The following is a 14,422-nucleotide window of genomic DNA, read 5'->3' as shown; positions in this document are numbered from 1 at the left end:
GGCGTTCAAACATTATCGAACAGCGGCATAATGGGACAATATCAAAAGTCAGACGATGCCCCAATGTCTTTCATTCCTTGCTGCCCCTTCAGTGACAACATTCATTCTAAAGTCATGATACCCTAAGCCCATGTTTCCCTGAATGAACTTCACCATGAAATTGAATCATCGTAGGCTTTATGCGCACCAGCCCACAGATAAACTCCCTATCGTCCTGATTCATGGCCTGTTTGGCACGCTGGATAACCTTGGCGTATTAGGTCGGGATTTGCAAAACACTCACGACATCCTGCAAATCGATTTACGCAATCATGGTTTGTCGCCGCGTTCGCCGCAGATGAATTACCCCGCGATGGCGCAGGATGTGCTGGCATTACTGGATGAACTGAACATCGAACGTGCCATCGTTATTGGGCATTCAATGGGCGGAAAAGTCGCCATGGCGCTCAGCGCGCTCATTCCCGAACGTTTGGACAAGCTAGTCGCCATTGATATCGCCCCGGTGGATTATCAGGTGCGCCGCCACGACACCATTTTTGCCGCGCTGCGTGCCGTAACGGAAGCGGGTCTGACTTCACGCACGGAAGCCACCGTATTAATGCGTCAGCATATAAAGGAAGAAGGCGTGATTCAGTTTTTGCTGAAATCCTTCCAACAAGGAGAGTGGCGTTTTAACGTACCGGTGTTGTGGGATGAGTACGAAAACATCGTTGGCTGGCAAGAGATTCCGGCCTGGCAAGGGCCAATCCTGTTCATTCGCGGCGGCGATTCCCCTTATCTGGACGATCGCTATCGCGATTCGTTATTGCGTCAATTCCCGGCAGCGCGTGCACATGTGGTCAGCGGAGCAGGCCACTGGGTTCACTCAGAAAAGCCCGATGCGGTTTTGCGCGCTATCCACCGTTTTCTGGACGCGAATTAACCAGACGACACGGACACTGGCGGATTCATGATAACGGCGATAGTTAACCGTTGTCGCCGCCAGTGCGGCTAGGGTATGATGGCACTTGCAGTAGAGGGACGGCTGATTAAGCCACAAGCATTGTAACCACTTCATCAAAATGCACGCATCACTTCCCGACATGTTTCACAGATAACAAACCGCATCCTGGCGACCTTTGTTGCAGGGTGAGAGTCGGCATCGCTTTTATCTGTAGAACAAGACGGGCAGCACCGTGTATTTTGGTCCGAATACCTTGCAGTATCATTACTTATGGCAAAAGAACAAACGGATCGCACCACCCTGGATCTGTTCGCAGATGAGCGTCGTCCGGGCCGCCCCAAGACCAACCCGCTCTCGCGTGACGAACAACTAAGAATTAACAAGCGTAATCAGCTACGTCGCGATAAAGTTCGTGGCTTGCGTCGTGTTGAATTAAAGATTAACAGCGATGCCGTTGATATCCTGAACCGCCTTGCTGAAGCGCGGAATATCAGCCGCAGTGAATTGATTGAAGAAATGCTGCTGGCACAACTGGCAGAACAACAGTCCTGATTGACGTAATACGATATTCACATCTTGTGCGGCGCCATTTCTGACGCCGCCTGAACATTCACCCAAGATTACACACGCTATCTCAGATTAAAACGACGCTTAGAACTTTTCCCAGTTGTCGTTACTGGGCGGTAGCGCTTTGCTTGCACGCGGGGCAATCGCCGGCGTTTTCTGCACCGGTTTTGCCGCCACTTGCAGTCCTGACTGCGTATCAGACAGTTGGAACAGCGATACAGTTTGGTTCAACAGCGCCGCCTGCTCTTCCAGTGACAAGGCTGCTGACGAGGCCTGTTCAACCAACGCGGCGTTTTGCTGCGTTACGCTGTCCATTTCCGCTACGGCCTGACCAACCTGTGCAATCCCTTTGCTTTGTTCTTCCGATGCCGACGCAATCTCACCCATAATATCCGTCACGTTAGTCACCGCACGAACGATATCCTGCATGGTGTCACCAGCATCGCTAACCAGGTTGGAACCTGTATCGACACAGCGAACAGACTCAGAAATCAGCCCTTCGATCTCTTTCGCTGCCTGCGCACTGCGCTGTGCCAGACTACGTACTTCTCCGGCCACCACCGCGAATCCACGCCCTTGTTCACCCGCACGCGCGGCTTCTACTGCCGCGTTCAACGCCAGAATGTTGGTCTGGAAAGCGATGCCGTTAATCACAGTGGTGATTTCTGCAATTTTTCTCGAACTGCCAGAGATTTCCGCCATGGTTTTCACCACGCTCTCAACGATCTCGCCGCCCTTCTTCGCCGTTGTCGAAGCTTGCAACGCCAGTTGGCTAGCGTGGTTGGCGTTTTCAGCGTTCTGTTTCACCGTCGCCGTCAGTTGCTCCATGCTTGCCGCGGTTTCTTCCAGCGCGGAAGCTTGCTCTTCAGTACGTGAAGACAGATCGTTGTTGCCCGCAGCAATTTCAGAAGCCCCCTGATAGATGGAATCCGTGCTATTTCTGATCGTGCTAACCGTGCTGGCCAAACTCCCCTGCATTTCACGCAGCAGTGGGAACAGACGACCGACACAGTTATTGCCGAAGTCCAGAATTGGCTTGCCCAGATGGCCGGAAGCAATCACGCTAAAGTGATAGCGAAGATCATTTAACGGACGAACCAAACACACCACCAAATAACGGTCAGTCAGGAACAGCATGATCAGACCGATAACCAATCCGCTCAGCAAGATGTTCTGTCCAATCGTAGTGATTTGTTCAAAACGAACGCCCGCCGCATCGAATTTCTCTGCGCTGGCGTTACTGAATGCGGATAAAGATGCACCAAATTGGCGACTCAATGGCGGCACAACGTTCTTGGCCTGATTTTGGTAATCATCCAGTGCGTTGGCAACAGCCTTTTGGTAAAGCGGCTCAACCCCCTGAGTAACCAGATTGTTCCAGTCACGACTGACTGCCTGTACCAGCGCCGCATCCAGACCCGCATGATCGATAGCATTAAACGCCACCAAATCAGACTTCAGTTTATCCAGCGCGACAAGTGCAGAAGCCTGCTCTTTATCTGCAGTGGCATTATCACCGCTGCGGCGAGCGTCAACGGCACGCGCCAGACGAGTTACCATACGGAAGTATTGATCGTTGCCCTGGTTGATAAAATTCATATTCTGAACCAGCAAGGTGCTGGTTTTCGAGGTCGTCGTCATCTCTTTAAAAGAGAACATGGTATATATCGATACACCACCCCAAAGGACACAAAAAATGCCCAGCACCCATAGCATAGCGGTTCTGATGGCAATATTTTTTATAAGTCTCATAGCTCACTCCAAATCAGGAAAATGGTTAAAAAGATTTTTATCGCTAATCAACCGATATGAATCAGAAAATTCACACCATGAAACAGGTCACTTCTCCCTAGCGTTCACATTTCACCGAGTTGAAAACTCAAAAACCACGCTAACTCATCGGCTAAACACAGAGAATATTTAGCGTTCTCGCTATATTTATCAATATAATATTTTATATTGATAATGGATGCCTTTATTTTTATAGATATAAGTTTTTTAATCAGAGAGTTACCATAAAGCTCGCTACCACCACGCCTCACGTGCGTTGGCATCGGCATGCGGTCAATAGGCAAGGCAATTTACGCTGAATTTTCACTTTATTCTTCAACATCAAAAGGATAAATATTTTTATTCTGTATTCCCACCGCCCGATAGTAAATGATTATAATTCTTATTCCTATTCATTGGAAATATTCTCGAGAAAATTACAGACTATCAATTTGATTAAAATATTATCTTTTGTATGCATTTTAATTCTCACGAAGAGTAACGTACAGTGAGGTGACTTTTATTTCTTACAAAAAGAAGCCAGCTTTTAATTACAATCGGAATCAATTATAAAAACAAAAAGAACATTCATAAAAAATGAAACGCTGTTACAAATAAATACCCAGAAAGATATTAAGGAGATGAGCGTTTAGTCCCAGACGATACCATAATCCCCATTCATTATGGGGAATTTAGCGCCGACAGAGATGCGTTTCGTTTCTTTTACTCCCCTCTACATTTCATACGCCTTTGATTTACGCCTCCTTACCGATACGAGTTTCTCCTGATGTGAGTGTCTGTTATTATTAACAGATAAGTGGGTGAAACATTACACCATACCATTAGGAATCAAGAGGTTATTCAATTCATGGCACTCATCGGAATATTCTTTGGCAGTGATACTGGTAACACTGAAAACATCGCCAAAACGATCCAACAACAGTTAGGTACTAACGTTGCTGATGTTCATGACATCGCCAAAAGCAGCAAAGAAGACCTCGAAAGTTTCGATATCCTGCTGCTGGGTATTCCCACCTGGTATTACGGTGAAGCTCAGTGCGATTGGGATGACTTTTTCCCTTCGCTGGAAGAAATTGATTTCACGGGAAAACTGGTTGCCCTGTTTGGCTGCGGCGATCAGGAAGACTATGCGGAATACTTCTGCGATGCCATGGGCACCATTCGTGACATTATTGAGCCTCGCGGCGCGACGATTGTCGGCCACTGGTCAACTGAGGGCTATTACTTTGAAGCCTCTAAAGGGCTCGCCGACGACAATCACTTCATCGGTCTGGCTATTGATGAAGACCGTCAGCCTGAACTGACCAGCGAGCGCGTCACCGCGTGGGTCAAACAGATCAGCGATGAACTGAGCCTGAAAGAGCTGGTTGGCTAAGCCAAGTTGGCTCTGATAGTCCCTATCAGAGCCAAAACAACATTGATAGGCAAAACCTTTCATAATAATTGACACATTTTTTTAACTTCTATCCGTAAACCTGTACAATAATCCCATCGGTTTTATACGTGCTTCACCATTTCCTCCATTCACCAACAACGGATTGCGTTGTATGCCCGTAGTGTGAATGGGGACAATATTGTTAACATTCCCTTGTTTTCATTTTGTATGTGCGGTTCTATAATTGGGACGCTATTACATTTTTTTGCGCCGACCGATGTCATAGGCTAGGCAGCCTCCATTGATAAGTAAGCAACAGGACTAAACCCGCATGACTGACAACAATACCGCATTAAAGAAGGCCGGCCTGAAAGTCACTCTTCCAAGATTGAAAATTCTGGAAGTGTTACAGGATCCTGTCTGTCACCACGTCAGTGCGGAAGATTTATATAAGAGACTGATTGATATGGGCGAAGAGATTGGTCTTGCTACCGTCTATCGCGTACTCAACCAGTTTGATGATGCGGGCATCGTAACCCGTCATAACTTCGAAGGTGGGAAATCCGTCTTTGAGCTGACGCAGCAGCATCATCACGATCACTTAATTTGCCTAGACTGTGGCAAAGTCATTGAATTTCGCGATGAGTCTATCGAAGCACGCCAACGCGAGATCGCAGAAAGACACGGCATTAAACTGACCAACCACAGTTTGTATCTCTACGGGCATTGCAGTGAAGGGGATTGCCGCGAGGATGAAACCCTGCACGATTCCACACGATAAATCGACCGCATAAAAAAATAAAACCGCCGAGGCGGTTTTATTTTTGTCTTCTTTCCAGTCTGCCTTAGCCTACCCAGGTATCGCGCAGCCCAACCGTACGGTTAAACACCAGATGCTCTGCACTGGAGTAAACACGATCGGCGCAGAAGTAACCTTCACGCTCAAACTGATACGCTTTCTCTGCTTCTGCTTGCGCCAGGCTCGCTTCGACAAAACCTTGCGTAATCTTCAGTGAGTCTGGGTTAATCGTCGACAGGAAGTCCTCTGCCGCGCCAGGGTTTGCCACACTGAACAGACGATCGTACAAACGGAATTCTGCGGGTACGGCGTGTGCCGCAGAAACCCAGTGAATCACGCCTTTCACTTTACGGCCATCAGCCGGATCTTTGCTCAGTGTTTCTGCATCATAGCTACAGTAAATCGTGGTGATTGTGCCCTGCTCGTCTTTCTCAATGCGATCGGCTTTGATCACATAGGCATTACGCAGACGAACCTCTTTACCCAACACCAGACGCTTGTACTGTTTGTTGGCTTCTTCGCGGAAATCTGCGCGATCGATATAAACCTCACGGCTAAATGCGACCTGACGTGATCCCATTTCCGGCTTGTTCGGATGGTTTGGCATCGCGACAAATTCTTCGTGCTCAACTGGCAGATTCTCAATCACGACTTTGACCGGATCCAGCACCGCCATCGCACGCGGGGCGTTCTCATTCAGATCGTCGCGGATACAGGATTCAAGCGCAGCCATTTCCACGTTGTTATCCTGTTTCGTCACGCCGATGCGCACGCAAAATTCACGGATAGAAGCTGCGCTATAACCACGACGGCGCAGGCCAGAAATGGTCGGCATACGCGGATCGTCCCATCCTTCAACGACATTTTCCACCACCAACTGATTCAGCTTACGCTTGGACATAATCGCGTATTCGAGGTTGAGGCGAGAGAATTCGTACTGACGTGGATGGCAAGGAATCGTAATGTTGTCCAACACCCAGTCGTACAGGCGGCGGTTATCCTGGAATTCCAGCGTACACAGTGAATGCGTGATCCCTTCCAGCGCATCGGAGATGCAGTGGGTGAAGTCATACATCGGGTAGATGCACCACTTATTGCCCGTCTGGTGGTGGTCGGCAAATTTAATACGATACAACACTGGATCGCGCATCACGATAAAGGACGATGCCATATCGATTTTTGCACGCAGGCAGGCCGTACCTTCCGCAAACCCGCCGTTGCGCATTTTTTCAAATAGCGTCAGGTTTTCTTGCACGGTACGGTCGCGGTAAGGGCTGTTCTTGCCCGGTGCCGTCAACGTACCACGGTATTCACGGATCTGCTCGGGCGTCAGTTCATCAACGTAAGCCAGCCCTTTACCGATCAGCTCAACCGCATACGCATGCAGTTGATCGAAATAATCAGAAGAATAGCGAACGTCGCCGCTCCATGAAAAGCCCAACCACTCGACGTCACGTTTGATCGACTCAACGTACTCGATATCTTCTTTTACCGGGTTGGTGTCGTCAAAACGCAGGTTGCATTGCCCCTGATAGTCACGCGCGATACCAAAATTCAGGCAAATAGACTTGGCATGCCCAATATGCAGATAGCCATTCGGCTCCGGCGGGAAACGCGTCTGAATATGGTCATGCTTACCGGACGCCAGATCTTCATCGATAATCTGACGGATAAAGTTGGTTGGGCGGGCTTCAGCCTCACTCATTCTTCATTCCTCAATGCTAAAACGACGTATAACCAACAATGATCCAACAAGCTACGCTGGGAAACAACCGTTAGTTTCATTTAATTATTCATAACGAAAAAAAAAGGCGAGATTACTATCTCGCCCTATCAATTTCATCAGCATAGCGCCGTTATGTTACGCCTTACTCTGCTCCGCTTTCAGTGCGCTCGCTATCGATTCAGCCTGCGTACCCACAACAATCTGTACGCTTTGCTTATTCAGCCGAATAACGCCCGCCGCACCAAGACGCTTCGCCTGTGCATCGTCAACTAGAGAAGAATCCGCCACGTTCAAACGCAGACGCGTGATACAGGCATCAATACCGAGCAGATTGTCTTTCCCACCCAGTGCCTGCAAGTAACCCCGCGCCAGTGACGTTGCATCACCTGATTTCTCATCCGCAGACTCGGTACTCACATCATATCCATCAGCTTCGCTACCGCTCACGGCCAGCTCACGCCCCGGCGTTAACAGGTTGAAGCGCGTGATGGTAAAGCGGAACACCACATAGTAAATGACAAAGAATGCCAGTCCCTGAACAAGCAGCATGTACCACTGGGTGGCCAGCGGGTTACGCGAGGACAGCACCATGTCCACCAGACCCGCACTGAAGCCAAAGCCGGCAATCCAATGCATACTGGCAGCGATAAACACAGAAAAACCGGTCAGCAGCGCATGCAGGAAATACAGCACCGGCGCCACAAACATGAAGGAAAACTCCAGCGGCTCGGTGATCCCTGTGAAGAAGGAGGCAAATGCCGCCGCCAGCATAATTCCGGCCACTTTGCTTTTGTTCTCAGGGCGGGCACAGTGATAAATCGCCAGTGCCGCTCCGGGCAGGCCGAACATCATAATCGGGAAGAAGCCCGCCTGATAACGTCCGGTGATCCCCACCACGGCTTTGCCTGAATCAATAGATTGCTGGCCAGCCAGGAAGTTAGGAATATCGTTGATGCCCGCAACATCGAACCAGAACACGGAGTTCAGCGCGTGGTGCAGCCCAACAGGAATCAGCAAGCGGTTAAAGAAGGCATAAACCCCGGCACCAATCGATCCCATCTGTTGAATATGTTCACCGAATGACACCAGCGCATTGTAAATCACCGGCCAAACGTACATTAAAATGAACGCCACCAGAATCATCAGGAAAGAAACCAGAATCGGGACCAAACGGCGTCCGCTGAAGAACGACAGCGCCTTAGGCAGTTCAACCTGGCTGAAGCGGTTATACAGTTCGGCCGACATCACACCAACCAGAATCCCGATGAACTGGTTTTCAATCTTGCCAAACGCAGCGGGCACCTGTTCAACAGGGATCCGTTGGATCATGGCAACAACAGCCGGTGAACACAACGTGGTCAGCACCAGATAGCCGACAAAACCGGTCAATGCTGCCGCACCATCTTTATCTTTTGACATGCCGTACGCGACACCGACAGCAAACAGCACCGCCATATGCCCGATAATCGCCTCACCCGATTTGATGAGAAGTGCCGCCAACGCGTTCTCGCTTCCCCAGCCAACCGGATCAATCCAGTAACCTATCCCCATCAGGATGGCGGCAGCAGGCAGCGTCGCGACAGGCACCATCAATGCCCGGCCGACTTTTTGTAAATAGCTCAGAGTAATCACTTTTCCCTCTCTTACCTTTGTGAGGTAAATGAAATGTTGTGGGGCAAACAAACCTGCCAATAAATTTCACTGCCGAAGAACGTCGCTGTCGAAAACGTCATTGTCGAGAAAACATGGCAGCGGTGGTTCTTAGGGGGAGTGTAAAAAAAATAATTCGCTACACAAATTAAACCCCGTAATTATGTGATAAAAATCACCAAAAAACTGCATACAAAAAGTTTATACCTGAATAAAACCCCAACTTATTTCAAGATTAAAAAAAACGGAGTAGACTAATTTTAATGCATAGACAAAACGCAGCTGGCGCGATTGACGCAATTTATTCCACTTAAAAATCAGGAGAGCGCTGATGAGACTCATACCTTTAACCACCGCCGCCGACGTCGGAAAATGGGCCGCCCGCCACATCGTTGAGAAGATTAACGCTTTCAAGCCCAGCGCAGAGCGCCCTTTCATTCTGGGATTGCCGACGGGCAGCTCACCGCTGGAGGCCTACAAATCGCTGGTCGCCATGCACAAAGCCGGTCTGGTGAGCTTCAAACACGTTGTCACCTTCAATATGGATGAATATGTCGGCCTGCCGACCGACCATCCAGAAAGCTATCATACCTTCATGCATCAGAATTTCTTCAATCACGTTGATATTCCCCGTGAAAACATTAATCTGTTGAACGGCAACGCAGAAGACACCACAGCAGAATGTCGCCGTTATGAAGAGAAAATAAAGTCCTACGGAAAAATTCATCTTTTCATGGGCGGCGTGGGTAATGATGGACATATCGCCTTCAATGAGCCCGCGTCCTCTCTGGCTTCCCGCACCCGCATCAAAACATTGACGGAAGAAACCCGTATCGCGAATTCCCGTTTCTTCGGCGGGGACGTCAGTCTGGTGCCTAAATTTGCCCTGACCGTGGGCGTCGGTACGTTGCTGGATGCCGAAGAAGTGATGATTCTGGTGACTGGGCGCAACAAAGCACTGGCGCTTCAGGCTGCGGTAGAAGGCAACGTCAACCATATGTGGACCATCAGCTGTCTACAACTTCACGCTAAAGCCATCATGGTCTGTGACGAGCCTTCAACAATGGAACTGAAGGTAAAAACTGTTAAATATTTCCGTGAGTTAGAAACGGAAAGCATGAAAAACCTCTAACCGATCGCGGGAGTCGATGATGTACGCGTTAACCCACTGCCGGATTTTCACCGGCCATCAGATTCTGGATAATCACGCCGTGGTGATTGCAGATGGGCTGATCGAGCGAGTCTGCCCACTTGCCGAGCTCCCTGTCGGCATTGAACAACACAACCTGAGCAGTGCGTTCCTCGCTCCGGGGTTTATCGATCTCCAGTTGAACGGCTGCGGCGGCGTGCAGTTCAACGACTCGCTGGACACGATCTCCGTCAAGACGCTGGAGATCATGCAGCAGGCGAACGAGCGTTCAGGCTGTACCAGTTTTTTACCTACGCTGATTACCTCCAGCGATGCCTTTATGAAGCACAGCATCAGCGTAATGAGAGACTGGCTGGCGCAGAATCAGCATCAGGCGCTTGGGCTGCATCTCGAAGGTCCGTGGCTAAATGTACTCAAGAAAGGCACGCATGACCCTGCCTTTATTCGCAAACCAACGCAGGAACTCGTCGACTTCCTGTGCGCCAATGCGGATGCCATTACGAAAATCACGCTGGCACCGGAAGAAGTCGAACCGTCGGTTATCCGCCAGCTCACAGCGGCGGGCATTATCGTGTCCGCTGGGCATTCCAACGCCACCTGGGAGCAGGCGAAGCTGGGCTTTGCCGCTGGTATTCGTTTCGCTACCCACCTGTTCAACGCCATGCCGTATCTGACCGGCCGCGAACCCGGATTGGTCGGCGCGATTTACGACGCCCCGGAAGTCTATTGCGGTATTATCGCGGATGGACGACACGTTGACTGGGCCAATATTCGCAACAGTAAACGCATCAAAGGCGATAAGCTGGTGCTGGTTACTGACGCGACGGCACCGGCCGGCGCGGATATTGACCAATTCATTTTTGCTGGTAAAACCATATACTACCGTGATGGTATTTGTGTCGATGAACACGGCACCCTGAGCGGTTCGGCACTGACCATGATTGAAGCAGTACGTAATAGCGTCGAACATGCGGGCATCGCGCTGGATGAAGCGATTCGGATGGCAACGCTCTACCCCGCGCGCGCCATCGGCGTGGATAAACAGTTAGGCAGTATTGAAAACGGTAAAGTGGCCAACCTGACCGCTTTTGACCGTGACTATCACATTCTCAAGACGTTTGTTAACGGCAACCCGGTTTGGGGATAAAGTGAAAAACATCTTGGGGTAAAGCGGAAATCCATGGAGTAAACCGAGCAAGGTTTACCCCATGTGGACGAAGACGACGCATTGATATCTGCGTTTATACCTAAAGAAGCGAGTAACTTTTTCATGACCACAGGCGGACAGGCGCAGATAGGGAATGTCGATCTGGTTAAGCAATTAAACAGCGCGGTGGTTTACCGCCTGATTGACCAGCAAGGCCCAATCTCACGCATTCAGATAGCAGAACAGAGCCAGCTCGCGCCAGCCAGCGTTACAAAAATCACCCGCCAACTTCTGGATCGCGGGCTCATTAAAGAAGTCGATCAGCAGGCTTCCACCGGCGGCAGGCGCGCCATTTCGATTATCACCGAAAACCGCCCTTTCCATTCTATCGCCGTCCGGCTCGGTCGTTACGATGCCACCATTGCGCTGTACGACTTGCAGGGAAAAGTGCTGGAAGAAATGCACTATGACCTGCAAGAGAAAACACAAGAGGCGCTTGAAGCCGAGATTTTTCAGGCGATTAGCAGCTTTATATCCAGCCACCAGCGCCGCATTCGCGAACTCATTGCGATCTCCGTGGTGCTGCCGGGTCTGGTTGATCCGGTGGCGGGCATTGTCCGCTATATGCCGCACATCAGCGTAGATAACTGGCGATTGGTCGAAAATTTGCAACGCCAGTTCAACGTTACCAGCTTTGTCGGTCACGACATCCGCAGTCTGGCGCTGGCAGAACACTATTTCGGTGCTACCCACGACGCGCAAGACTCTATTCTGGTGCGCGTCCATCGGGGTACGGGTGCGGGTATTCTCGTCAACGGGCAAATATTTCTCGGCAGCAACGGCAACGTAGGCGAGATCGGCCATATTCAGATCGACCCACTTGGCGATCGCTGCCACTGCGGTAATTTCGGTTGTCTGGAAACCGTCGTCGCCAACGCCGCGATTGAACAACGCGTACAACACCTGCTGGGTCAAGGCTACCCCAGCAAGCTTTCTACCGATAGCTGTACAATTTCAGCCATTTGCAAAGCGGCAAATCGAGGCGATGCCCTCGCCCGTGAAGTTATCGAACAGGCAGGGCTCAATCTGGGCAAAGCACTGTCCATCGCAATCAACCTGTTCAACCCTCAGAAAGTCGTGATCGCCGGTGAAATTACCGAAGCAGAAAAAACGTTGCTCCCTGCGATTCAACGCTGTATCAACACGCAGGTACTGAAAGAATTTCGTCATAACCTGCCGATTGAGATCTCCAGCCTCAACCATCTTTCCGCTATCAGCGCGTTTGCCTTGGTCAAACGGGCGATGCTAAACGGCGTGCTGCTACAGCAATTGCTTGAAAATGCCTGATTCTCTTTCTGGCCGGATTATGTAATCCCTAAAAATCCGGCCTTTCCTGTGCAGGAATTTGACGAATCAACACCAAAAAATCGAATAAATTAACGAAACACAACATCAATGGCTTTTTTCATTAAATAATATTGAATTCCTATGGCACTTTGATGCTAAATCAATGGCACTGAGTTCGAATCTGTCATTACTGGGAGTCATGTATGTGTTCTATTTTTGGTGTGCTTGATCTGAAAAGTGATCCTGTTGAACTGCGTAAGAAAGCGCTGGAGTTATCCCGTTTAATGCGTCACCGCGGGCCAGACTGGTCCGGCGTTTATGCCAGCGATAAAGCAATTCTGGCTCACGAACGTCTGTCCATCGTTGACGTCAATACGGGCGCACAGCCGCTTTACAACGCCGAGCGCACCCACATTCTGGCCGTTAACGGTGAAATTTATAACCATCAGGCATTGCGTCAGCAATACGGTGACCGTTACGCGTTCCAAACTGGCTCCGACTGCGAAGTGATTCTGGCGCTGTATCAGGAAAAAGGCCCAGAATTCCTGGATGAACTGCGCGGCATGTTTGCTTTTGCCCTGTATGACAGCAAAAAAGACGCCTACCTGATTGGCCGTGACCACCTCGGCATCATCCCACTCTATATGGGCTACGATGAGCACGGCAACTTCTACGTCGCTTCTGAAATGAAAGCGCTGGTGCCGGTGTGCCGCACCATCAAAGAATTCCCGGCTGGTAGCTACCTGTGGAGCAAAGACGGAGAAATTCGCGAGTATTACCAGCGCGACTGGTTTGATTATGACGCAGTAAAAGACAACGAAACGGATAAAGAAGCATTGCGTGATGCGCTGGAAGAAGCGGTGAAAAGCCACCTGATGTCTGACGTGCCTTACGGCGTGTTGCTCTCTGGCGGTCTGGATTCTTCCGTTATCTCTGCAATCACCAAAAAATATGCCGCACGTCGCGTAGAAGACAACGAGCGCAGCGAAGCCTGGTGGCCTCAGTTACACTCTTTCGCCGTCGGTTTGGAAGGCGCACCAGATTTGAAAGCCGCGCAGGAAGTGGCTGACCATCTGGGCACCGTGCACCACGAAATTCATTTCACCGTGCAGGAAGGGCTGGATGCCATTCGCGACGTGATTTATCACATCGAAACCTATGACGTAACCACGATTCGCGCCTCAACGCCGATGTACCTGATGTCGCGTAAAATCAAAGCAATGGGCATCAAGATGGTGCTATCAGGTGAAGGTTCTGACGAAGTGTTCGGCGGTTACCTCTATTTCCACAAAGCGCCAAACGCCAAAGAGCTGCATGAAGAAACCGTGCGTAAACTGCTGGCACTGCACCAGTATGACTGCGCCCGCGCCAACAAAGCGATGTCTGCCTGGGGTGTGGAAGCTCGCGTGCCGTTCCTAGACAAGAACTTCCTCGATGTCGCCATGCGCATCAACCCACGCGACAAAATGTGTGGCAACGGCAAGATGGAAAAACACATCCTGCGCGAGTGCTTTGAATCCTATCTGCCGCACAGCGTGGCATGGCGTCAGAAAGAACAGTTCTCTGACGGCGTAGGCTACAGCTGGATTGATACGCTGAAAGAAGTCGCGGCTCAGCAGGTTACCGATCAGCAGTTGGAGACAGCACGCTTCCGCTTCCCGTACAACACGCCAGGCTCTAAAGAAGCGTATCTGTACCGTGAAATCTTCGAAGAGTTGTTCCCGGTTCCCAGCGCAGCAGAATGCGTGCCTGGCGGTCCGTCAGTCGCCTGTTCGTCGGCTAAAGCGATTGAGTGGGATGAATCTTTCAAAAAACTGGATGATCCATCAGGCCGCGCGGTAGGCGTACACCAATCCGCCTACAAATAATTCGCTTTAATTTTTTCCGCCAACGGGCCTTTCATGGCCCGTTTTTGTACGCTGAATTG

At 50.2% G+C, this 14,422-nt stretch carries 11 protein-coding genes; 8 read left to right on the top strand and 3 right to left on the bottom strand.

The features are described 5' to 3' along the window. Positions 1-154: 154 nt before the first annotated feature. Together ybfF and ybfE are read left to right on the top strand one after the other, a co-directional pair. Entirely contained in the window at positions 155-922 is a 768-nt protein-coding gene (gene ybfF, locus H0247_RS09795) for an esterase (protein ID WP_255433925.1), read from the top strand. Between the two features lie 291 nt (positions 923-1,213). After that, positions 1,214-1,495 (top strand): LexA regulated protein, encoded by a 282-nt coding sequence (gene ybfE / locus H0247_RS09790; protein WP_180742361.1) that lies wholly within the window; start codon positions 1,214-1,216, stop codon positions 1,493-1,495. Positions 1,496-1,594: 99 nt separating this feature from the next. Here ybfE and H0247_RS09785 read toward each other — a convergent pair whose 3' ends face one another. Then, positions 1,595-3,262, bottom strand: a complete 1,668-nt coding sequence (locus H0247_RS09785) for a methyl-accepting chemotaxis protein (RefSeq protein WP_180742360.1) — start codon at positions 3,260-3,262, stop codon at positions 1,595-1,597. Positions 3,263-4,148: 886 nt separating this feature from the next. Here H0247_RS09785 and fldA point away from each other — a divergent pair. Then, positions 4,149-4,676: a flavodoxin FldA gene (fldA, locus tag H0247_RS09780; RefSeq protein ID WP_180742359.1), complete on the top strand. Its 528-nt coding sequence runs from the start codon at positions 4,149-4,151 to the stop codon at positions 4,674-4,676. 331 nt (positions 4,677-5,007) lie between these two features. Then, entirely contained in the window at positions 5,008-5,457 is a 450-nt protein-coding gene (gene fur / locus H0247_RS09775) for a ferric iron uptake transcriptional regulator (protein WP_015839486.1), read from the top strand. Between the two features lie 64 nt (positions 5,458-5,521). On the opposite strand, the gene glnS is transcribed toward fur, so the two are convergent. Further along, entirely contained in the window at positions 5,522-7,180 is a 1,659-nt protein-coding gene (gene glnS / locus H0247_RS09770; protein WP_180742358.1) for a glutamine--tRNA ligase, read from the bottom strand. A gap of 156 nt (positions 7,181-7,336) precedes the next feature. Beyond that, entirely contained in the window at positions 7,337-8,833 is a 1,497-nt protein-coding gene (gene nagE, locus H0247_RS09765; protein WP_180742357.1) for an N-acetylglucosamine-specific PTS transporter subunit IIBC, read from the bottom strand. Positions 8,834-9,182: 349 nt separating this feature from the next. Here nagE and nagB point away from each other — a divergent pair, with 349 nt between their 5' ends. The 4 genes from nagB (at position 9,183) to asnB (ending at position 14,363) form a co-directional block, all read left to right on the top strand. Beyond that, the gene (nagB, locus tag H0247_RS09760; protein ID WP_180742356.1) at positions 9,183-9,983 is read left to right on the top strand and encodes a glucosamine-6-phosphate deaminase; all 801 of its coding nucleotides are present in this window, start codon (positions 9,183-9,185) and stop codon (positions 9,981-9,983) included. A gap of 19 nt (positions 9,984-10,002) precedes the next feature. Further along, positions 10,003-11,148, top strand: a complete 1,146-nt coding sequence (gene nagA / locus H0247_RS09755; protein WP_180742521.1) for an N-acetylglucosamine-6-phosphate deacetylase — start codon at positions 10,003-10,005, stop codon at positions 11,146-11,148. 123 nt (positions 11,149-11,271) lie between these two features. Beyond that, positions 11,272-12,495: an ROK family protein gene (locus tag H0247_RS09750; protein ID WP_180742355.1), complete on the top strand. Its 1,224-nt coding sequence runs from the start codon at positions 11,272-11,274 to the stop codon at positions 12,493-12,495. 203 nt (positions 12,496-12,698) lie between these two features. Continuing rightward, positions 12,699-14,363, top strand: a complete 1,665-nt coding sequence (gene asnB, locus H0247_RS09745; RefSeq protein WP_180742354.1) for an asparagine synthase B — start codon at positions 12,699-12,701, stop codon at positions 14,361-14,363. The last annotated feature ends 59 nt before the right edge of the window (positions 14,364-14,422 follow it).

It is taken from the genome of Pectobacterium sp. CFBP8739 (assembly GCF_013449375.1).
GTDB lineage: Bacteria > Pseudomonadota > Gammaproteobacteria > Enterobacterales > Enterobacteriaceae > Pectobacterium.
The sequence above is the reverse complement of the archived record's forward strand: the minus strand, read 5'-3'. Positions and strand labels throughout refer to the sequence as shown.